Raw genomic sequence first — 19215 nt, 5'->3', positions numbered from 1 at the left:
TGGGGATCGGTGGAGTCGGCGGTGACGACGTGCGGAATCCGCCCGGCGAGACTCTGCACGACCTTGGGCCGATGGTCGATCGCCAGCACCTCCGTACCCTGGCGGACGAGCTCAAGGGCGAGCGAGGTGCCGAACCTGCCCAGCCCGATCACCACCACCGGGTCGTCTCTCCTGTCAGCCAACGATGACCTGTTCCTCGGGGAGCTCGTAGCGGCGGGTACGTTCCTTCAGGGCGAGCGCGGAACCGAGGGTGAGAGGCCCGAGCCGGCCCGTGAACATCAGCAGCACGAGCAACAGCTGACCGGCGGGTGTGACGTCGGCCGTGATTCCGGTGGACAGACCGGCGGTGCCGAAGGCCGAGATGACCTCGAACAGCACCCGGTCCAGGCTGTGCGGGGTCAGCACGAGCAGCGTGTAGGTCGAGACGGCGATCAGGCAGAGGCCGAGCACGACGAGCGAGACCGCCTGCCGCTGCGCTGACTCGGGCAGACGGCGATGACCGATGTTCACCCGGCTCTCACCTCGCATCTCGGCCCAGACGACGAACGCCAGCAGGCCGAAGGTCGTGACCTTGATGCCACCCGCGGTCCCGGCGCTGCCGCCGCCGATGAGCATCAGCGAGTCGGTGACCAGCCAGCTGGAGGGATACATCTGCGCGATGTCCAGGCTGTTGAAGCCCGCTGTGCGCGGCATCACCGCGGCGAAGAACCCGGCCAGCACCTTGGCGGGACCGCTGAGCGGCCCCAGTGTCGCCGGGTTGGACCACTCGGTGACGGTGAGGGCCACGGTGCCCGCCGCCAGCAGAACCGCGGTGACCGTCAGGGTGATGCGGGTCAGCAGCGACCAGCGGTCGGGACGGCGCCACGAGCGCAGCAGTTCGAACACCACCGGAAACCCGAGCCCGCCCACGATCACCGCCGCCGCGATCGTCAGGCACACCCACGGGTCCGCCACGAACCGGGTGAGGTTGTCCGGCCACAGGGCGAACCCGGCGTTGTTGAACGCCGAGACCGCGTGGAAGATCCCGAGGTAGAGCGCGCGGCCGAACGACTCCCCGTATCCGGTCGCGAACCGCGCCGTGAGGACGATCGCGGCGAGCGACTCACAGGCGAGGCTGAACAGTACGACGTCGCGCACCACCCGCCGTACGTCCGCCATGTTGAGCGCCTTGGTCTCGGCCTGGGCGAACAGGCGGGCCCGCAGCCCGATCCGCCCGGTGACGAGAACGGTGAACAGGGTGGCCAGGGTCATGATGCCCAGGCCGCCCACCTGGATCAGCACGGCGATGACGACCTCGCCGAACACCGACCAGTGCGAGACCGTGTCGACGACCGTCAGGCCGGTGACGCACACGGCGGAGGTCGCGGTGAACAGCGCGGTGAGCCAGCCGGCGGACTCCCCGGAGGCGGTGGCGAACGGAAGCGCGAGCAGGGCGGTACCCACCAGCACCGCGCTCCCGAAACCGGTCACGACCACCTGAGCCGGATGCCGGAGACGATCCAGCACCGCCGGCACCCGCCCGCGCCCTCTCACGAGGCGGACTCCCCCCGTACCCGGTCACGCAGTCGCCGGGCGGCGTCGTACCAGGCGGGAACGTCACGTTCCTCGTCGAACCAGCGCGCGACCACCACGTCGGTGGACGAATGCAGCAGGATCGACAGCACGATCGTCACCGCGACCAGCTGGAAGACCTCCTGTGCCGCGACGATCCCGGAGCCGAGCACGATCAGGCCGTAGACCACCGAGGCGAACCCCTTGGGTCCGAACCACGCCGCCGCGGCCTGTTCCCGCAGCGTCAGCCGTGCCCCCAGGAAGGAGATCCAGATGGCCACCGGCCTGGCCAGTACCAGCGCCAGGATCGCGAACAGCCAGCCGCGCCAGCCGACCGAGCCCAGTAGCGGCCAGCTGATCAGCGCGCCGAACACCAGCAGCGCCGCCAGCTTGAACACCTCCGCGATCAGCTCACCGAAGTGCTCGAACGACTCACGCTGCCGCTCGCCGAAGGTGGCCACGGTGATGCCCGCGCAGAACGCGGCCAGGAACAGGTTGCCGTGCGTCGCCTTGCCCAGCGCCAGCACCAGCAGGCCGATGGCCAGGGCGTTGAGGGGCTCGTACGCGGTGGAGGCGGAGAACCACCGGGTCTGTTCCAGCCTGATGGCCAGCCACGGGACGACGACCCCGATCAGCACCCCGACGCCGAGCTCCAGCCCCAGCTCTCCCAGGTGCAGGTCCTTCGACCCGGCGGCGACCGCCAGGAACAACATCACGAACGGCAACGCCAGCCCGTCGTTGACGCCGGACTCGACGTTGAGCAGTTGCCGCAGCCGGGGCGGCACCTTGTCGTTGCCGACCAGCGCGGCGGCGAAGACCGGGTCGGTGGGGGCCAGGATCGCGCCGATCAGCAGTGACTCGGTCCAGCCCAGGCCGATCAGGTAGTGCGCGCCCACGGCGGTGACCACCAGCGTCAGCGGCAGTCCCCAGCCCAGCGCCCGGCCCGGCAGCTTCCAGGCGCCGCTCAGGTCCTTCCAGCCGACCCGCATGCCGTCGGTGAACAGCACCGTGAACAGCGCCAGCTCGGCCAGCGTGCCGACGAGCTCGTCGCCGGGTCTCAGGGAGATCACCCCGAGCACGCCGTCGCCCAGCACGAACCCGCCGACCAGGAACAACGCCGCCGTCGACAGGATCGTCCGGCGGGCCAGGCTGGACAGCAGCACCGCCAGCAGCAGCAGACCCGCGAACGAGATCAGGAGTGTGTCCATCAGCGTTCCGCCGATCGGAGTCCGGCAAAACACCTGGTGTTCATCGGCTGCCGCATGGCCCGTGCCTCCGCCTGTGCCCAAAGGGATACGTCCTCGCCGACCAGACTTCCCGGCACACCGTGCCCAACCGTAACAGCAGCCACGAACCTCCAAGCCACGGGTACGGCGTCGCGACGGGTGGGCTCCCGGAGGCCGATCAGGTGAAGCGGCCTCACCAGGCCCAGGACGGGTCGCCGGTGGCGTCGCCGGACACCTCCCACAGCCGCTCGCGGGCGTCGGCGTCGTAGGCGAAGGCGGGGGCGTCGACCGGCCGAAGGTTCTCGTCCAGGTAGACGCCGCGCAGCGCCGCTCTGCCCCGCGCCGCGGGGTCGGCGTGCTCCTGCCAGATGGTGGTTCGGGTGGCCAGGGTCGCGTAGGTCTCACCCAGCCGTTCCGCCGGGACCGCGAGCCGGTTCTTGGGCGCGTACAGCGCGCGCAGGACCCAGGGCAGGGCCGCGATGCGGCCGGCGTCGAGCCGTACGGCGGGCACGCGGACGCAGGCGACGTCCAGGACGCCGCGGGTGCGCAGGGCCAGCGTGTAACCGGTCATGATCTGGGCCAGCTTGGCGTGGTAGTACGCCTTGGTCGGGGTGTACCAGGCGGGATCGTCGAGGTGGTCGAAGCGGATGGCGATACGCGGCATGGTGACCAGTCCCTTGCTCGCGACGTTGATCACCCGGGGGCGGGGGGCGGCGGCCAGCAGCGGGCTCAGGAGCGCGGTGAGCAGGAAGGGCCCCAGATGATTGGTCGCCCAGAACAGCTCGTGGCCGGATGCGGTGAAGGCCGGTCGGCGCATCGTCTGGTCGAACACCGCGGCGTTGTTGATCAGGACGTCGAGACGGTCGTTCTCGCGGGAGATCCGGTCGGCCGCCGCGCCGATGGAGACCGGATCGGAGAGGTCGGCCACGACGAGGGTGGCGGGGTGGGCCGCGGAGGCGTTGATCGTCTCCAGGGCGGTCCGGCCGCGGTGCGGGTCGCGGCACAGGGCCAGGACACGATGTCCCTGCGTGGCCAGTCGGCGTGCGGCTCGCAGGCCGATTCCGGCGTTGGCTCCCGTGACGGCGATCGTGAGTGGTTCAGGGTGAGGCATACAAAATTCCTCTTTGTTCGGAACGTTCCGAACAGCATAGAATGATCGCATGGGGACCGTCGAGGAGTTCGTGGAGAGTGCCGGGCTGTACTTCGAACGGCTGGGACTCAGCCGCACGTCCGGCCGCGTGATCGGGTGCCTGCTGGCCGACACCGGTGAGGGCCTCGACGCCCCGGGGCTGTGCGAGCGACTCGGCGTCGCCAAGAGCAGCATGAGCGTGGCCCTGCGTCAGCTGGAGCACGGCGGGCTCATCGAGCGCTACCGCCCGCCGCGAGCACGGCGGGACCACCACCGGCTGACCGAGGACGTCTTCGGACGCGCGTTCCGGGCGAAGATGACCGAGTTCACCGCCTTCGCCGAACTGGCCGAGCAAGGGCTCGGCGCGGTGGGCGGCCATCCCGCGGCCCGTGCCCGGCTGGAACTCATGCGCGACATGTACGCGTTCATGGCACGGGAGTTCCCCAGGCTTCTCGACCGCTGGGAGGCGGAGAGAGCCGGTGTCGCCCGCCCGCCCGACGGTTCCGCCGCGGCCGACCCGCTGCGGTGATCCGCCGTCCCCAGCCGGATGATCGGAGGCGCCCGAACGGTGGAAACCCCTGCTCTCGGGCAAGGGCTCGCTTGAGGGCGGGCGGCCAAGGGCCGAAAGGATGGCGCGCCCCGCACAGGTGGCCGGGGCGCGCCCGTCAGGGATCAGGGGATGTACTTGAGGAAGTAATAGCCCGCCTGGCGGTATCGGTCGCCGGAGTCCCACCGGCAGCCTCCGAGCCCGGTGAAGTCGCCGTTCTCGGCGGCGTCCCTGTACCCGGCCCAGCAAGCTTCCGAGGTCTCGTAGCGGCTGGACCAGTACCAGTTCGGCGGCAGCGGAGCGAAGGCGGAGAAGGCGCGGCTCTCGGCCGAGACTCCGGTCTGGTAGCCGACGGACGCGGACGCGGACCCGGCGCCGACCAGAACGGCTGTGCCCAGTGCCGCCGCGAGTAGCGCGGCAGGTAGTCGGCGGATCTTCATGGCGGCTCCTCGGTTGGGTGGAAAGGCACCTTCAGAGGACCACCGATCGATGAGGGTGGGGAGTTCACAGCTTTCCATATTCCGGACACATGGCCCGGATAGCGGGACCGGTTTGTGCTGCGCCGAGGGTCACGGGAGGTACACGTCGAAGTACCAGCCCGCCGGCCAGCCCTGGCCGCCGTCGTAGTGGTAGCAGCCGCTCGCCGAGGTGTGGTCGCCGCGGTCGGCGCCCTCCCGCCGGGTCGTCCAGCAGGCGTCCTGGGAGGGGAAGGGGCCCTGGCGGTACCAGTCCGGTGGCAGGGACGCAGAGGAACGGGCCTCGGCGGTGGACGTTGTGGCGGTGTCGGCGGCAGCCGCCGACGCGGCACCGGGCAGAGCGCCGACTCCGAAGGCGAGCGCGAGCGCTGCCACGGCATGCAGCGTGTGGATTTTCACCAAAGGGCTCCTCTGTGAGGCAGGGTGATCACCTCAAGATGACCATCGAATGCCGGAGCCGAGGAGCTAACGCCTTCTCATATTTCGGTCACATGGTGCCGCTCTGCGACCCCCGCCGTCTCAAGCGGGGCCGTGAGCTCTTCATCACACGTTCGATACAGGACACAGGACTCAGAACAGGGCCTGGTTCCTCACCGATCCGATGCCCGACTGCTCTGCCGGGGAGAGGATTTCGGCCCTACAGCCCCACTGCCTGCGGTAAGACAATCGCCAGGTGACATCGACCATAGGGGCCGAGGGCCTGAGCAGTGAGCAGGCCGAACGGCTCTTGGCCGCCAACGGCCCCAACCGGGTGGCGGCCGGACAGGGGCACCGAGGGCTGCGCCTGCTGGCGGCCCAGTTCACCAGCCCGATCGTGCTGATCCTGATCGCGGCGACGGTGCTGTCGATGGTGCTGGGTGACCTCGCCGACGGGCTCATCATCATGGTGATCGTCGCGGCCAGCGGCGCGCTGGGCTTTTGGCAGGAACGCTCAGCCGGCAACGCGGTCCAGGCGCTGCTGCATCAGATCCGTCTCCACACCGAGGTGATCAGGGACGGCAGGGAGCAGTCCGTCCCCACCGAGGAGGTCGTGGCCGGGGACCTGGTAGTGCTGCGTGCCGGGGACATCGTGCCGGCCGACTGCACCGTACGTGATTCACACAGCCTGCTGGTGAACGAGGCGGCGCTGACCGGCGAGTCCTTCCCTGCGGACAAGACGGACGGGGCGACGCTGTACGCCGGAACCCATGTGGCCAGCGGCAGCGGCCTGGCACACGTCGAGCGCACCGGCCGGGACACCGAACTGGCCGCGGTCAGCGCGCGGCTGACGGACCGCCAGGTGGCCACCGGCTTCGAGCGCGGCATGACCGCGTTCGGCATGTTGCTGGTGCGGGCGATGACCGTGCTGGTCACCGCCATCTTCATCGTCAACCTGGTGCTTCACCGGCCGTTCGTGGAGTCGCTGCTGTTCTCGCTGGCCCTGGCGGTGGGGCTCACCCCGCAGTTGCTGCCCGCGATCGTCGCCGTCAGCCTCTCAGCGGGCGCCCGGCGCATGGCCGCCGAGAAGGTCATCGTCAAACGGCTGGACGCGATCGAGGACTTCGGTGCCATGAGTGTCTTGTGCACCGACAAGACCGGAACCCTCACCGTGGGTGTGGTCGGCCTGGACGCCGCTCTCGACCTCCAGGGGGCGCCCAGCGCGCGGGTATTGGCACTGGCCCGGCTCAACGCCGGACTGCAGCACGGATTCGTCAACCCGCTGGACCAGGCGATCATGGCAGGCGCGCCGCCGCTGGATGCGGGCGGGCGCCTGGACGAGGTGCCGTACGACTTCCAGCGCAAGCGCCTGTCGGTGCTGGCCGAGCACACCGGAGTGCCGACCTTGGTGACCAAGGGCGCGCTGGAATCGGTGCTCCAGGTGTGCGCCACCGCCCGCGTCGGTGATCGTGTCGTCGCGCTGGAGACGGTGCGCGGGCAGGTGGAACAGCGTTTCGCCGAACTCAGCGCCGCAGGCTTCCGGGTTCTGGGGGTGTGCACCGCCGAGCTGCCCGGGCGCTCGGCGGTCACCGCCGACGACGAGCGCGACATGACTCTGGCCGGGCTGCTGGCCTTCCACGACCCGGTCAAGCCCGGCGCCGCCGAGGCCATCGGCGACCTGGCCGCGCTCGGCGTCTCCGTCCGGCTGATCACCGGCGACAACCGCCTGGCCGCCGGACAGATCGCCCGCCAGGTGGGGCTGGACGGCCCCGTGCTCACCGCAGCCGACATCGACCCTCTCACCGACCGGCAACTGGCCGAACGCGTGACGAACGTCCAGGTCTTCGCCGAGGTGGACCCCCGGCGCAAACAGCGCCTGGTGACCGCGCTGCGCGCTTCGGGCGCCACCGTCGCCTTCCTGGGTGACGGCATCAACGACGCCCCGGCGCTGCACACCGCCGACATCGGGATCTCGGTGGACACGGCGGTCGACGTGGCCAAGCAGTCAGCCGCCATCGTGCTGCTGGACAAGGACCTCAAGGTCATCGCCGACGGAATACGGCTGGGCAGACGCACCCTGGTCAACACCCTCAAATACATCCGGGTGACCGTCAGCGCCAACTTCGGCAACATGCTCAGCATGGCCGCGGCGGCCGTCTTCCTGCCCTTCCTCCCGCTGCTGCCCCGTCAGATCCTGCTGCTGAACTTCCTGTCCGACATCCCGGGCACCACCATCGCCACCGACACGGTCGATCCGGAACAGCTCCGGCGGCCTCATTCCTGGGACGTCGCCCGGATCCGCACCTTCATGATCATATTCGGCCTGCTGAGCTCCGTTTTCGACATCGCCACGTTCCTGATCCTGCGAGCGGGTCTGAACGCCGGCACCGACCTGTTCCGCACCGGCTGGTTCGTGGAGTCCACCGCCACCGAACTGGCCGTCATGCTCGTGCTGCGCACCGCCCGCCCGTTCTTCCGCAGCCGCCCCTCCCCCGCGCTGTTGTCGACCAGTCTCCTGGTGGCGGCCCTCACCGTGGCCCTGCCCTACACTCCGGCCGCCGCGGTGCTGGGCCTGGTGCCGCTCCCCTGGAGCGTGCTGGCCGTACTGGCCGCGCTCACCGCCGTGTACGTCACCGCCAACGAGATGACCAAGCGCCTGTTCCACCGCGTCATGACGGTGTGACCGGACACCCGTAGCACGAGCGGCCGTCGGGTTGGGATCTCCCCGCCCCGGCAGTTCCTGCTGCTGGTGTACCCGACCTGCCGGGTCAGGCGCGCTGGCGGCCTTTCCGGTGCCGGGCGGCTGCGGCCCCGCCAACGGGCATCGGAACGAACCATCGCTCGTCGAGGCCGCCGTCGAGGATGTGCTCGCGCGCACCTCAGGAACACCGGTCGCGGTCTCGGCCAGACCGGGCAGCCGGTGCCCACGACGTTCCCGACGACCAGCGCGGTGGTCTGCGGGACCCCCGTCCAGGCTCCTTGTTCGCGGGCACGGGCCCGATGTCCACTGCGGCCAGGACCTTCGCCTCTGCCTCCGAACCGCCTCGGGCAACAGTCTGGAGGCAGTCATCCAGGAGGACCGAAACCATGAAAATGCGCGCCGCCGTCGTCACCGCCTTCGGTAAGTCTCTGGAGATCCAGGAGATCCCCGTCCCCGAACCCGGCCCCCACCAGGTTCTGGTCCGCATCGAGGCCAGCGGCCTGTGCCACACCGACATCCACGCCGCCCACGGTGACTGGCCGGTCAAGCCGGCGCTGCCCTTCACTCCCGGGCACGAGGGCGTCGGCGTCATCGAGGAGATCGGCTCCGCGGTGACCGGCCGCGCCGTCGGCGAGCGCGTCGCCATCCCGTGGCTGGGTTACGCCTGCGGCACCTGCGAGTACTGCGTCAGCGGCCGTGAGACCCTGTGCGAGTCCCAGAAGAACACCGGCTACGCCTTCGACGGCGGCCACGCCGAGTACGCCGTCGCCCACGCCGACTACGTCGTCCCGGTCCCCGACGGCCTCTCCCCCGCCGAAGCCGCCCCGCTGACCTGCGCGGGCGTCACGACCTACAAGGCCGTCAAGGTATCCGGCCTACGTCCGGCCGAGCGCGCCGCGATCTTCGGCATCGGCGGCCTGGGCCATCTCGCCCAGCAGTACGCGCAGATCTTCGGCGCCGAGACCATCGCCGTCGACATCACCGCCGACAAGCTTCGGCTCGCCGAGGAACTGGGCGCCGCCCACACCGTCAACGCCGCCACCGGTGACCCGGTCGCCGAGATCAAGGCCCTCGGCGGGGCCGACGTGGCGATCGTGCTCGCCGCCAGCCCGCGCGTACTGGAGCAGGCCCATGCCTGCCTGCGACGCGGCGGCCGCCTGGTGCTGGTCTCCCTGCCCAAGGACAACGCGATGAAGCTGCCGATCTTCGAGACCGTCCTGGGGGGCATCAGTGTGATCGGCTCCATCGTCGGTACCCGCGGTGACCTGGCCGAGGTCTTCCGGTTGCACGCCGCCGGGCGAACCAGGGTGATCTACGAGACCCGCAAGCTGGAGGAGATCAACTCCTCCTTCACCGAGGTCCTCGACAGCACCGTCCCGGCCCGGCTGGTCTTCGAGCTGTGACCTCCCCTCTCCTGCGGCGCGGCCGGCGCCCGCCACATCGTCTGCCTGCTCTGGATCATCCGGTTGGGCGAGCGTCGCGGACCGTTGACAGCCGGTCTCCATGGTGGTCCCGTCCGGCGACGGACTCTGATCTCGTCGTCCGGATCGGCGACCGGGCGCCGCAGAGACCAAGGACCCGCCGGGGTGACGCGACATCCCGGCGACGCAGGACTTCCGGCCCTGCCCGCATGACCGGAAGCGCAGTGAGATGGACAAGGAACCCCCGCTCCCCAAGGAGGACACGATGCGCGTGAAGGTCAGCGAGATCATGACCCGCGAGGTGACGTCCGTCGACGGCGCCACCCCGTTCAAGGACGTCGCCGAGGTGCTCATCGCCCACGGTGTCAGCGCGGTCCCGGTCGTCGACGCCGGAAACCACGTCATCGGTGTCGTCTCCGAGGCGGACCTCCTGCATAAGGAGGAGTTCAAGGAGCAGTACTACCGCGAGGGCTACCAGCCACCGCTGCGCGCCCGGCTGCGCCACCGGCTCGCCCAGGAGCAGGACCGGGGCAGGGCCAAGGCGCACGGTGACACCGCCGCCGAACTGATGACCTCCCCCGCCGTCACCGTCCGCCCCCAGTCCGCGATCGTGTACGCGATACGCCTGATGGACGAGCACGGCGTCAAACGTCTGCCGGTCGTCGACGAGAACGGGGTCCTGCAGGGCATCGTCAGCCGCCAGGACCTGCTCAAGGTCTTCCTCCGCTCGGACGCGGCGATCACCGAGGAGATCCGGAGAGACGTTCTGGACCGCTCTGTGTGGACCGACACCTCCCAGGTGAAGGTCTTGGTGCACCGGGGCGTGGTGACTCTGACCGGCCGGATGGAGCAGCGCAGTGAGGCACAGCTCACCGCGCGCATGGCGCTGCGGGTCAACGGTGTGGTCGATGTCGTCGACGAGATCCGATGGGACGAGGACGGCTCCCCCGCGTGAACGGACCGGTGGCGGTCCCGGTCGGCGGGACCATCGGCGGCGGCCGCGGGACCTTGGCCTCCGTCGCCAAGGCGCCGTAGCGGACACGCTGGTGCCAGGAAGGCAACCCCGGAAGACAAGGAGATCATGAGATGACCGTCACGAAGGAAGAAGTACGGGTCCGCGGAGCCGAACTCGCCGAGAAGATCAAGGAGTTCATCCACGAGGGCAACGTCTGCCGGATCATCGTGAAGAACGCTCACGGGCACACCGTGCTGGAGATACCGGTCACCGTCGGGGTGGTGGCGTTCATCGCCGCTCCCGCGGTGACCGCGGTGGGCGCGCTGGCCGCACTGGCCGCGGAGTGGTCCATCGACGTCGAACGCGACGAGCCAGGCGATGAAATCGCCTAGCGCGCCACTGCTCGGCCACACGCACCCCTGCTGAAGGAGCGCATCAGCTCGGCGCCGCGCCGTACGGTGGTGATGCTCGGCTCGGGTTCGGCGTCGTCGATGACCTGCGGGGCCACGCGCTTCGGATGGCGCATCCGCCGTTAGCCCAGCGGCACACTCCACAGCAGCCGGGTTCCGCCCTCGGGGAGAGATTCGGCGGTGAAGGAGCCTCCGAGTTGCGCGGCCCGCTCCTCAAGGTTGCGCAGGCCGCTGCGGCGGCCGCCGGAGGGCAGCCCGACCCCGTTGTCGGTCACCGCCAGGGTGATGTGACCGCCGGCGACCTGCGCCGACACCTCGGCCCTGGTCGCTTCGGCGTGCCTGACCAGGTTGGAAAGCGCCTCCCGCAGGACCGCCAGCAGATGCTCGGCCACCGGTTCGGGCACCTCGCTGTCCAGGTGGCCCTCCATCCGCAGGGCGGGCATGAAGCCGAGGCGATCACGCGCCCCTTCCACCAGGGTGACGACGCGCGCACGCAAACTGGGAACGTCGGCCTGGCGTGGCGTCTGCAACGCGAAGATAGTGGAGCGGATCTGCCGGATGGTCTCGTCCAGCTCGTCGATCGCGCCCTGCAGGCGGCCGGACGCCTCGGGCCGCTCCACCAGCCGCACCGTACTCATCAAGGTCATCGCGACCGCGAACAACCGCTGAATGATCACATCGTGCAGATCCTTGGCGATTCGGTCCCGATCCTCCAGCAGGCCCAGGCGTTCGGCGTCCTGCCGAGCCTCGGCCAACTCCAGGGCGATCGCCGCCTGCCCCGCAAAGGCGTGCAGCAGGCGCAGCTCCGCCTGGCCGAACGGCATCCGGCCCACACGCCTGACCAATGACAGCACGCCTCGTACCGCCGCGCCCGCACCGAGTGGCACGGCACCGGCAGATCCGATCGGCACAACCCCCTCGAAGACCGTCGCGACGTCCGTCCCCGCCGGATCGCTGATGGCGAAGGGGTCGCCGTTCACGAAGGCTCGACCTGCCAGCGAACCGGCGACGGGAACCCGGGAACGGGCGAGGTGTCCGGCGTCCCCTCCGTCCACGACCACCAGATCGAGGTTCTCCTTCGCCTCGTCGGGCAGGAGAATCGCCACGATGTCGGCGTCGATCATCTGTCTGGCCCGTTGCGCCACCAGGGTGAGGACCTCCTGTGGGTCGGCGCCTGACAGCAGGCTCGTGGTGACCTCGGAGGAAGCCGCCAGCCAGGTCTCCCTGCGGCGGGTCTGCTCGTACAGGCGTGCGTTCTCGATCGCCACGCCTGCGGCCGTGGCGAGCGCGATGACGATCGCCTCATCCTCCTCGTCGAACTCGGCACCGCCGCGTTTCTCGGTGAGGTAGAGGTTGCCGAACACCTCATCGCGGACCCGGATCGGAACCCCGAGGAAGGAGCCCATCGGAGGATGGCCGGGCGGGAACCCGTAGGACTCCGGATGGTCGGAGATGCGGGCCATCCGCAACGGCTGCGGTTCCTTGATGAGCAGGCCGAGCAGGCCCAGGCCGTGCGGCCAATGCTCGATCTGGGCGATCTCCTCCTCGCTCAGCCCGACCGGGACGAACTGCACCAGGGTGTTCTCCATTCCGACTACACCCAGGGCTCCGTAGCTGGCGTCCACCAGAGTGGTCGCGGTCTCCACGATCCGACGCAGCACGGTCTCCAGGTCCAAGTCGCTGCCGACCGAGACGACGGCGTCCAGCAGCGCGTGCACGCGGTCACGCGTGGCCAGCACCGCCTCCAGCCGCACCTGAAGCTCCGACAACAGTTCGTCCAGCCGCATGTGCGGGAACACCGAACGAGACTCACCGATCGACATGTTCCGAAGTCTGGCATCAAAACATGACAGCGCCCACCCTCAAGAGGGCGGGCGCCGGGGATGCGGGTTGGGGCTGCGAGCAGGCATCTACCTGAGCACCGGGTAGGCGCGGACCAGCGGGGTGCGGCTCCACCAGGCGCCGACGCCCCAGGTGTCGCCCGCGCCCGCCAAAGCCAGCCCGATCAGGATGATCGAGTAGATCAGGTGGTCGTCCATGAACGGGTTGGTGGTCAGGGGCAGTTCGGCGGCCCACATCATCAGCAACATCAGGGTGCCGGCGGCGGCGGCGATGCGGATGCCGGCACCCAGGAGCAGGGCGGTGCCGACGCCGAGCAGGCCGAGCATGAACAGCCAGTCGACCCAGGCCTGTCCGGCCAGGGCGGAGAACAGGCCGCCAAGGGCGTTCTCGCCGGTGCCCTTGAGGAAGCCGGTGGTGGGGCTGCCACCGGCGACCCAGGCCTTGGCGGCCGGGGTGGCGAAGCCCCAGCCGAAGGTCTTGTCCAGGAACGCCCACAGGAAGACCCACCCCAGCGCGATACGGGCGGCGGCCCAGGCGTAGCGGGCCCGGTGCGTGCCGTCCGAGGAGGAGGCGGCGCTGTGCGGAGCGAGAGGGGAAACGCGGCGTCCTGCGGTGATGGCCATGACCGTTCCTTTCAGGGGGGTTTGTCGCTTCCCATCACATCGGCTGCGACGTCCGGTGTGCAGTGCCGTACGGCTTGAGCCGCAGGGACCTTCGGCCCTCACCTCACCCCACCGGCGAACCGGCCGGTGGCCGTGTCCGGGCCGTTCCGGGCCGCGTCCGGAACCGGTGGTGGCCTCTGCCGAAAGTCCTTCCGACGAGGACTTCGGCCCCTACTTCCCCGCGCCGCCCGGGGATGGGATTCAGGTGAAGGCACCCACGGAAGGTGAAGAAGATGAACACGCTGGTGCGCGGGGGTTCCACGGGATTCTTCCCTGAGATCTTCGGCCGGCCGGGCTCACCGTTGGCGGAGCCGTGGCCCACGGCAGGGCAGCCGATCCGGCTTGAGGACTACGTCGAGGACGACCGCTACGTGCTGCGCGCCGAGCTGCCGGGCATCGATCCGGGCAAGGACCTGAAGATCACCCTCACCGGCGGTGTGCTCACCGTCCGCGCCGAACGCCGCCGCAATGGCCGGGACGGCCACCGCACCGAGTTCCGCTACGGCACGTTCTCCCGTTCCATCGCGCTGCCCCCCGCAGCCGACGCCAAGGACGTCAAGGCGACGTACGCCAAGGGGATCCTCACCGTCAGCGTGAGGCTCACCCGTGTCGAGCGACCCGGTATGCGAACCCCCGTCGAGAACCCCACCCCCAGGAGGAAGCGATGCGCGTGAACGTCGGCGACGTGATGACCCGCACGGTGGTGTCGGTCAGCGGTGACACCTCGTGCAAGGACGTCGCCGAGGCGCTCGTCGCCCACGGCGTCAGCGCGGTTCCCGTACTGGACGCCGACGCCCACGTCATCGGCGTCGTCTCCGAGGCCGACCTGCTGCTGAAGCAGGAGCTCAAGGACCGCTACCACCACGAGGAACGCAGGCCGGCGTCGCGAACCCGGCCATCTCATCCGATCGGCCTCGGGGAGAACGGTGAAAGGACACACGAGAACACCGCCGCCGATGTGATGACCTCTCCCGCCGTCACGGTCGAACCGCAGCAGGCCACCGCCTACGCCACGAGGCTGATGGACGCCAACGGGATCAAACGTCTGCCGGTCGTCGATCGGCGGGGCAGGCTCATCGGCATCGTCAGCCGTCGTGACCTGCTAAGGATCCTCATCCGGCCGGACGCCGACATCGCCCGGGAGATCCAGGAAGACGTCCTGGGCCGCTACCCACGCCAGGACGCCTCCACGATCTCGCTGTCGGTGGATCGAGGGATCGTAAGACTGACCGGACGGGTGAAACGACGCAGCGACGCGCGGATCACGGCACACATGGCGACCATGACGAACGGTGTACTCGACGTGATCGACGAGCTGAAGTGGGACGAGGACGACGCCCCGACTCCGCAGGATCGATGACCCCACCTCCCGTGGCGGCAAGGACGCTGGTCGAGGTCGGCCTTGCCGCCTACGGTCACGCACTGGACCCACACGTACGGGAGACCTTCACCAGATGCTGGAGCCTGCCCTGCGATTCACCCGCCGTCTGGCCGAGCTCGGTCGCCCCACCGGGTGCGCTTCGTCCTCGTACCCGGCCTCACCGACGATCCGGCCGCCGTCGAGGAACCGGCGCGCTTCGTCGCCGGGCTGGGCAACGTCGAGCGCCTTTCGGTGAGGGACGTGGTGCCGGATTCACCCGTCAAAGGTCGCCGCGTCTCTTCCCATCGAGCGGCCGGGCGAGATCACAGAGCAGCGGGGTGAGCAGCGCCGCCGTCAGGGCCATCGCCCATCCGGCAGAGGGCGGCGGCACCAGCGCCAGTGCCGCACCGAGCGGCGGAATGAGGGTGACCAGCGTCTGGAGCAGGCCGGTGGAGACAACCGCGATCAGCAGCGCGCGGCCGTGCCACCAGCCGCGTTCGAAGGTCCATCGGTGAGCCCGTACGACGTAGGCGAGGGTGAGCCGGGCGAAGACCAGGGTCAGGACCGCCTGGGTGCGGACCTGTTCGTCGCTCCAGCCCATCCGGCGCGCGGCCTCGACCGCGGCGATCACGAGCAGGCCCACGATCAGCGATCGCACCGCGACGCGGCCGAGCACGGCCCTCGACAGCAGACCACCACGAGGAGGCCGCAAGGCCAGTGGATCGCCCGACGGCTTGTCGACGCCGAGAGCGATGGCGGGGATGCCGTCGAGCACCAGGTTGATCCAGAGCAGGTGCACGGGAAGCAGCGGGATGATCAGATCCGGCCAGAGAACCAGACCGGTGAGGACCAAGAGGATCTCAGCCAGGTTACCGGTCAGCAGGTAGCCGATCATGGAGGAGACGTTGTGGCGCAGACGCCGCCCCTCGCGCACTCCGGTGACGACGGTGCCGAGTTCACCGTTGGTGACGACCACGGCGGCGGCCTCCCGGGCGACGTCGGTGCCCTCGTCGCCGGCCATCGCCACCCCCACGTCCGCGTGGCGCAGGGCGGGGGCGTCGTTGACTCCGTCACCCGTCATGGTGACGACCTCACCGCCCTCACGCAGCACACGGACCAGCTCCAGCTTGGTGGCCGGATCCACCCGGGCCAGCACGCCCGCCCGGCGCAGCCGTGCGGCCCTGCCGGTGCCGTCGCCGTCGAGGCAGGCGCCGGTGACCACAGGATCGGGGACGATGCCGACCTCCTCGGCCACGGCGCGGGCGGTGTCACCGTGGTCTCCGGTCACCATCACCACCCGGATTCCGGCCGCCCGGCAGTCGGCCACCGCCTGACGGGCCGAGGGCCTGACCTCATCACGCAGCCCCACCAGGCCCAGCGGACGCAACTCACCCACGTCAAGGTCCGTGGTGTCCGCCTCGGCGAAGGCCAGCACACGCAGTCCCCGGCGGGCGAGGGTCTCCACCTCACCGGCCAGGTGCCTGACCCGTTCATCGTCGGTGCAGCGAGCCAGCACGACCTCCGGTGCGCCCTTCACGGTCAGCAACGGGCCGGTGGTCACCACGGCCATGGACCGGGTATCCGCGTCGAACGGCCGGGTGGCCAGACGGACGTCCTCGTCGGCGAGCCGTGCCCCGTTTTCCCTGGCGGCCGCCTGAAGCGCGATGTCGACGGCGTCGCCGAGCCCGTCGCGGGCGTCGTTGCAACGCAACGCGGCCCGCCACAGGTCCGCGCCGGGGACCGTCACCTGGTCGACGACCGCGAGCCTGCCCGTGGTGAGCGTTCCGGTCTTGTCGGAGGCGATGACGGTGGTGGCTCCCAGGGCTTCGATCGCCGAGAGCCTGCGGACGATCACCCCCAGTTTCGCCATCCGCTGGGAGCCGAGGGCCAGGGCGGTGGTGACCGCGGCGGCCAGGCTCTCGGGAACCGCGGCGATGGCCAGCGCGACCCCGGCCAGCACGATGTCCAGCAGCGCCGCCTCTCCCCTGCCGACCCTGGTCAGGCCCATCACCACCATGGCCGCGCCTGCGGCCAGGGCCAGCAGGCCCATCCTCCGGGAGGCCTGCGCCAGATCGATCTCCAGCGGCCCCTTGGGACTCCGTCCCCGCAACGCGCCGGCGATGCGGCCGGTCTCGGTCGCGGCGCCGGTCCGTTCCACCACCGCCGTCCCCGAACCGCGTACGACGAGGGTGCCGGAGAACAACTCACCGTCGCGGTCACCGAGCGGGACACCGGAACCGGTCGCGCCGCCGGCCCGTTTGGCCGCCGACTGCGACTCCCCCGTCAGTACGGCCTCGTCGACGGCCAGGGAGGTGGCCTCGATCAGGCAGGCGTCGGCGGCCACCCGGTCACCGGCCGCGACCTCGATCACATCGCCGGGCACGATCTCGGTGGCGGGGACGCGCCGGGTGACGCCGCCGCGCCGTACCTTGGCCAGCGGCGTGGTAAGCGAGCGCAGGGCGCGGACCGCCCGGTCGGCCTTGGTCTCCTGGCTGACCCCGATGACCACGTTGACCAGCAGAATCGCCAGGATCGCCACCCCTTCGGGGATCTCGGCCAGGACGAGCAGCGTCACCAACCCGGCGATCAGCAGCAGGATCGACGGCGGGTCAGCCAGCTGTCGTCCCGCGCGGGCGAGGAGCGTGGGGGGATCGGGTTGGGGCAGTTGGTTGGGTCCGTGCTTGTTCAGCGACTGGGCGACCTCGGCCTCATCGAGTCCAGGCGTGACGCCTGCGTCGGTGTGCATGCGTCCAGCAGATCATCATGGCTTCGTCCGGAGCGTGAGGCGAAGGACACCGACGATCGGGACCTTCGGCCCCTGAGCACCGTGCGTTGCCGGACGGGCCCGGTTTCCCTGCTGGTGCTCTCCCAGGCGTCGCCGGAACCCTGTGCGGACCGCCCCACGAACGCGGTCCACGCTCCCGGTTCAGGACCGGTCCTTCTCGGCCCGCTCGGGCGGCCCGTCAACCCGGTCGCTTGTTCCACGACGCTCCGGCGTGATCGGAGCGAGATCGGTGATCCGGTACCGGAAGAACTCCCCTTCGGCCCAGCGGCCGGTGCCGAAGAACCATCCCACTCTTCCCGCGCTGGGGACGGTGACACCGCCGAAGGTGGCCCAGGCCGTGATCTCGCCTCCGAAGGGGTGCCATCCCCAGGATCCGGTGTTGTCCGGGTCTCCCCACCGGTCGAAGACGAACGACCGGATCCGGCCGTCGGCGGTGAGTTCGTAGCAGGTCCGGACCGTCTCACCGTCGACGGAGTGGCTGACGCCGATGTGCATGTCGTCGTCGGCCCACCATGTCGCCCCGAAACGGGGCAGCAGCGCCGTCGGCACCCAGCACGCCTCCGCCCCCGCCCGCTGCGCGGCCGAACGGGACACATCGCCTCCCTCGGCGTGGACCAGGGGAACCAGACCGGCCACAGTCCAGTCCATGCCGCCGTGTCCTTCGGCGTAGTGGTCCGAGCCGGTGATGAGGGCGGCGACGCGCGCCGTCCACACGAAACCCCGGTGCGGGGCGAGTACCTGACGGGCCCGGAACGGCAGCCACCTTCCGATCTTGATGCTGCCCCGCATGCGCAGGCGGACGGCCATCGCCAGAGGAGTGCCCGGCGTGATGGCACCCACGAGGTGCCTGCGTACCGGCGCGGGTAGTTCCGCGACCTCGGCCGCGGTGAAAGCCGCAGGGGCGGGCAGCCGTGTCAGGAGTGCCGCTTCGAGGTGTGACCGCTGCGTTCTGTTCATGCCGTCTCCCCGTCACGCCTCACAAGCAGGAAGGCCAACAGTGTTCCCGTAAGGACGACCACGTCCACGACGACGCCCGCGCCGGTCTGGGAGAGATCGGCCAGCAGGATCGGCAGCGACAGGGCCGTGGCCGCGAGCACGGTAGGCGCCCAGGCAGGACGCCCCACCGCCAGCAGTACGGCGGCGCAGCAGAACAGCGCGGCCGCGCCGAGCCACACCACCCCCACCAGCCGGCCTCCGGCCGTTCCGGGATCCGGCACCATTCGCCCGTAGGTAAGCTCGCCCACCTCGGTGACCCTCCACAGCAGCAGGAACCCGGCGATGTGGATGACACCGTGGACGAACAGGACGGCTCCTCCTCCGATACGCAGCCACGTGCGCACGCCGCGCCGCGTTGTCGGCAGCCCACGCGACCGCGGCCCGCGAGGAGATGAGTCGTCCGCACCTGCCACTAAATGTGCTGGCATGTCCTCCTCCTTGGTTCTCGCTTCCATCTGATCGTGCGGTGGCGTTTCGCGCAGCGGCCGAAGGGCCTGACCGTCTGGGACTTCCGGCTCCCGCCGTTCCCCCTTCCGCCGGTGGGATAGAGGAGACGGCGAGCGGTCCGCAGGAGCGGAAACCGCTCCCCCTCTCACCGGGAGGATCTCGATGGCCGAACACGTGACGACCCCGGGCGACCTGGGTCGCCGGATGAGCAGAAGGCGTGAGGACCTGGGCCTGACCCGTGAGCGGTTGGCCGGCCAGGCGGAATCGACCCGCTCTACCTGGCATACCTG

Annotated in this window: 19 protein-coding genes; 7 read left to right on the top strand and 12 right to left on the bottom strand. The window is 70.0% G+C overall.

Translation table 11 applies throughout. The annotated features are described in order from the left end of the window. The 4 genes from ABZ470_RS17495 to ABZ470_RS17480 all read right to left on the bottom strand — a co-directional run. Positions 1-182, bottom strand: a 182-nt coding sequence (locus tag ABZ470_RS17495) for an NAD-binding protein (protein ID WP_362912137.1), incomplete at its 3' end; no start/stop codon positions are given. Continuing rightward, positions 175-1515 carry a potassium transporter TrkG gene (locus ABZ470_RS17490; protein WP_362912147.1) on the bottom strand — a complete coding sequence of 447 codons (1341 nt, stop codon included), beginning with the start codon at positions 1513-1515 and terminating at the stop codon, positions 175-177. The genes ABZ470_RS17490 and ABZ470_RS17495, both read right to left, overlap by 8 nt. Before the next feature lie 14 nt (positions 1516-1529). Next, positions 1530-2759 (bottom strand): cation:proton antiporter, encoded by a 1230-nt coding sequence (locus ABZ470_RS17485; RefSeq protein WP_362912135.1) that lies wholly within the window; start codon positions 2757-2759, stop codon positions 1530-1532. A 211-nt stretch (positions 2760-2970) separates the two neighbouring features. Continuing rightward, a complete protein-coding gene (locus tag ABZ470_RS17480) occupies positions 2971-3888 on the bottom strand; it encodes an SDR family NAD(P)-dependent oxidoreductase (protein WP_362912133.1) in 918 nt (305 codons plus the stop codon). A gap of 49 nt (positions 3889-3937) precedes the next feature. On the opposite strand from ABZ470_RS17480, the gene ABZ470_RS17475 reads away from it, so the two are divergent. Then, positions 3938-4435 carry a MarR family transcriptional regulator gene (locus ABZ470_RS17475; protein WP_362912131.1) on the top strand — a complete coding sequence of 166 codons (498 nt, stop codon included), beginning with the start codon at positions 3938-3940 and terminating at the stop codon, positions 4433-4435. A gap of 143 nt (positions 4436-4578) precedes the next feature. Here the strand turns inward: ABZ470_RS17475 and ABZ470_RS17470 are convergent, their stop codons facing one another. After that, the gene (locus ABZ470_RS17470; RefSeq protein WP_362912129.1) at positions 4579-4893 is read right to left on the bottom strand and encodes a hypothetical protein; all 315 of its coding nucleotides are present in this window, start codon (positions 4891-4893) and stop codon (positions 4579-4581) included. Between the two features lie 129 nt (positions 4894-5022). Further along, entirely contained in the window at positions 5023-5328 is a 306-nt protein-coding gene (locus ABZ470_RS17465; RefSeq protein ID WP_362912127.1) for a hypothetical protein, read from the bottom strand. 274 nt (positions 5329-5602) lie between these two features. Here ABZ470_RS17465 and mgtA point away from each other — a divergent pair, with 274 nt between their 5' ends. The 4 genes from mgtA to ABZ470_RS17445 all read left to right on the top strand — a co-directional run bounded on the left by mgtA (position 5603) and on the right by ABZ470_RS17445 (position 10815). Then, entirely contained in the window at positions 5603-8029 is a 2427-nt protein-coding gene (mgtA, locus tag ABZ470_RS17460) for a magnesium-translocating P-type ATPase (RefSeq protein WP_362912125.1), read from the top strand. Between the two features lie 404 nt (positions 8030-8433). Beyond that, the gene (locus ABZ470_RS17455) at positions 8434-9450 is read left to right on the top strand and encodes a zinc-dependent alcohol dehydrogenase (protein WP_362783522.1); all 1017 of its coding nucleotides are present in this window, start codon (positions 8434-8436) and stop codon (positions 9448-9450) included. Positions 9451-9733: 283 nt separating this feature from the next. Next, positions 9734-10423: a CBS domain-containing protein gene (locus ABZ470_RS17450; protein ID WP_362912123.1), complete on the top strand. Its 690-nt coding sequence runs from the start codon at positions 9734-9736 to the stop codon at positions 10421-10423. A 131-nt stretch (positions 10424-10554) separates the two neighbouring features. Beyond that, positions 10555-10815 (top strand): DUF4342 domain-containing protein, encoded by a 261-nt coding sequence (locus ABZ470_RS17445; protein ID WP_352016285.1) that lies wholly within the window; start codon positions 10555-10557, stop codon positions 10813-10815. On the opposite strand, the gene ABZ470_RS17440 is transcribed toward ABZ470_RS17445, so the two are convergent. From ABZ470_RS17440 to ABZ470_RS17430, 3 genes are all read right to left on the bottom strand, one after another. Further along, positions 10812-10949, bottom strand: a complete 138-nt coding sequence (locus ABZ470_RS17440) for a hypothetical protein (protein ID WP_362912121.1) — start codon at positions 10947-10949, stop codon at positions 10812-10814. The two genes, ABZ470_RS17445 and ABZ470_RS17440, sit on opposite strands and share 4 nt — an antisense overlap. Before the next feature lie 6 nt (positions 10950-10955). Beyond that, the gene (locus ABZ470_RS17435; RefSeq protein WP_362912119.1) at positions 10956-12656 is read right to left on the bottom strand and encodes a GAF domain-containing protein; all 1701 of its coding nucleotides are present in this window, start codon (positions 12654-12656) and stop codon (positions 10956-10958) included. An 87-nt stretch (positions 12657-12743) separates the two neighbouring features. Further along, positions 12744-13298, bottom strand: a complete 555-nt coding sequence (locus tag ABZ470_RS17430) for a hypothetical protein (protein WP_352016287.1) — start codon at positions 13296-13298, stop codon at positions 12744-12746. Between the two features lie 272 nt (positions 13299-13570). Between ABZ470_RS17430 and ABZ470_RS17425 the strand changes: the two genes are divergently transcribed. After that, a complete protein-coding gene (locus ABZ470_RS17425) occupies positions 13571-14011 on the top strand; it encodes an Hsp20/alpha crystallin family protein (protein ID WP_362912117.1) in 441 nt (146 codons plus the stop codon). Next, positions 14002-14697 carry a CBS domain-containing protein gene (locus tag ABZ470_RS17420; RefSeq protein WP_362912115.1) on the top strand — a complete coding sequence of 232 codons (696 nt, stop codon included), beginning with the start codon at positions 14002-14004 and terminating at the stop codon, positions 14695-14697. The genes ABZ470_RS17425 and ABZ470_RS17420 overlap by 10 nt, the downstream gene beginning before the upstream one ends. Positions 14698-14977: 280 nt before the next feature. Here the strand turns inward: ABZ470_RS17420 and ABZ470_RS17415 are convergent, their stop codons facing one another. The 3 genes from ABZ470_RS17415 to ABZ470_RS17405 form a co-directional block, all read right to left on the bottom strand. Next, a complete protein-coding gene (locus ABZ470_RS17415) occupies positions 14978-17443 on the bottom strand; it encodes a cation-transporting P-type ATPase (protein WP_362912113.1) in 2466 nt (821 codons plus the stop codon). Positions 17444-17623: 180 nt separating this feature from the next. Beyond that, positions 17624-18439, bottom strand: coding sequence for a DUF6544 family protein (locus tag ABZ470_RS17410; protein ID WP_362912111.1), 816 nt, complete (start codon positions 18437-18439; stop codon positions 17624-17626). After that, the gene (locus tag ABZ470_RS17405; protein ID WP_362912109.1) at positions 18436-18822 is read right to left on the bottom strand and encodes a hypothetical protein; all 387 of its coding nucleotides are present in this window, start codon (positions 18820-18822) and stop codon (positions 18436-18438) included. Before ABZ470_RS17405 ends, ABZ470_RS17410 begins: the two co-directional genes overlap by 4 nt. Positions 18823-19215 lie beyond the last annotated feature (393 nt).

Origin of the sequence: Streptosporangium sp. NPDC020072 (genome assembly GCF_040631445.1) — a bacterium.
In the GTDB taxonomy this organism is placed as follows: domain Bacteria; phylum Actinomycetota; class Actinomycetes; order Streptosporangiales; family Streptosporangiaceae; genus Streptosporangium.
The sequence above is the reverse complement of the archived record's forward strand: the minus strand, read 5'-3'. Positions and strand labels throughout refer to the sequence as shown.

What these genes read in the sequence shown, in the direction of transcription:
- ABZ470_RS17485 (WP_362912135.1), bottom strand. Translation starts at nt 2,759, where the DNA reads ATGGACACACTCCTGATCTCGTTCGCGGGTCTGCTGCTGCTGGCGGTG.
- ABZ470_RS17480 (WP_362912133.1), bottom strand. Translation starts at nt 3,888, where the DNA reads ATGCCTCACCCTGAACCACTCACGATCGCCGTCACGGGAGCCAACGCC.
- ABZ470_RS17475 (WP_362912131.1), top strand. Translation starts at nt 3,938, where the DNA reads ATGGGGACCGTCGAGGAGTTCGTGGAGAGTGCCGGGCTGTACTTCGAA.
- ABZ470_RS17470 (WP_362912129.1), bottom strand. Translation starts at nt 4,893, where the DNA reads ATGAAGATCCGCCGACTACCTGCCGCGCTACTCGCGGCGGCACTGGGC.
- ABZ470_RS17455 (WP_362783522.1), top strand. Translation starts at nt 8,434, where the DNA reads ATGAAAATGCGCGCCGCCGTCGTCACCGCCTTCGGTAAGTCTCTGGAG.
- ABZ470_RS17450 (WP_362912123.1), top strand. Translation starts at nt 9,734, where the DNA reads ATGCGCGTGAAGGTCAGCGAGATCATGACCCGCGAGGTGACGTCCGTC.
- ABZ470_RS17445 (WP_352016285.1), top strand. Translation starts at nt 10,555, where the DNA reads ATGACCGTCACGAAGGAAGAAGTACGGGTCCGCGGAGCCGAACTCGCC.
- ABZ470_RS17440 (WP_362912121.1), bottom strand. Translation starts at nt 10,949, where the DNA reads ATGCGCCATCCGAAGCGCGTGGCCCCGCAGGTCATCGACGACGCCGAA.
- ABZ470_RS17435 (WP_362912119.1), bottom strand. Translation starts at nt 12,656, where the DNA reads ATGTCGATCGGTGAGTCTCGTTCGGTGTTCCCGCACATGCGGCTGGAC.
- ABZ470_RS17430 (WP_352016287.1), bottom strand. Translation starts at nt 13,298, where the DNA reads ATGGCCATCACCGCAGGACGCCGCGTTTCCCCTCTCGCTCCGCACAGC.
- ABZ470_RS17425 (WP_362912117.1), top strand. Translation starts at nt 13,571, where the DNA reads ATGAACACGCTGGTGCGCGGGGGTTCCACGGGATTCTTCCCTGAGATC.
- ABZ470_RS17420 (WP_362912115.1), top strand. Translation starts at nt 14,002, where the DNA reads ATGCGCGTGAACGTCGGCGACGTGATGACCCGCACGGTGGTGTCGGTC.
- ABZ470_RS17415 (WP_362912113.1), bottom strand. Translation starts at nt 17,443, where the DNA reads ATGCACACCGACGCAGGCGTCACGCCTGGACTCGATGAGGCCGAGGTC.
- ABZ470_RS17410 (WP_362912111.1), bottom strand. Translation starts at nt 18,439, where the DNA reads ATGAACAGAACGCAGCGGTCACACCTCGAAGCGGCACTCCTGACACGG.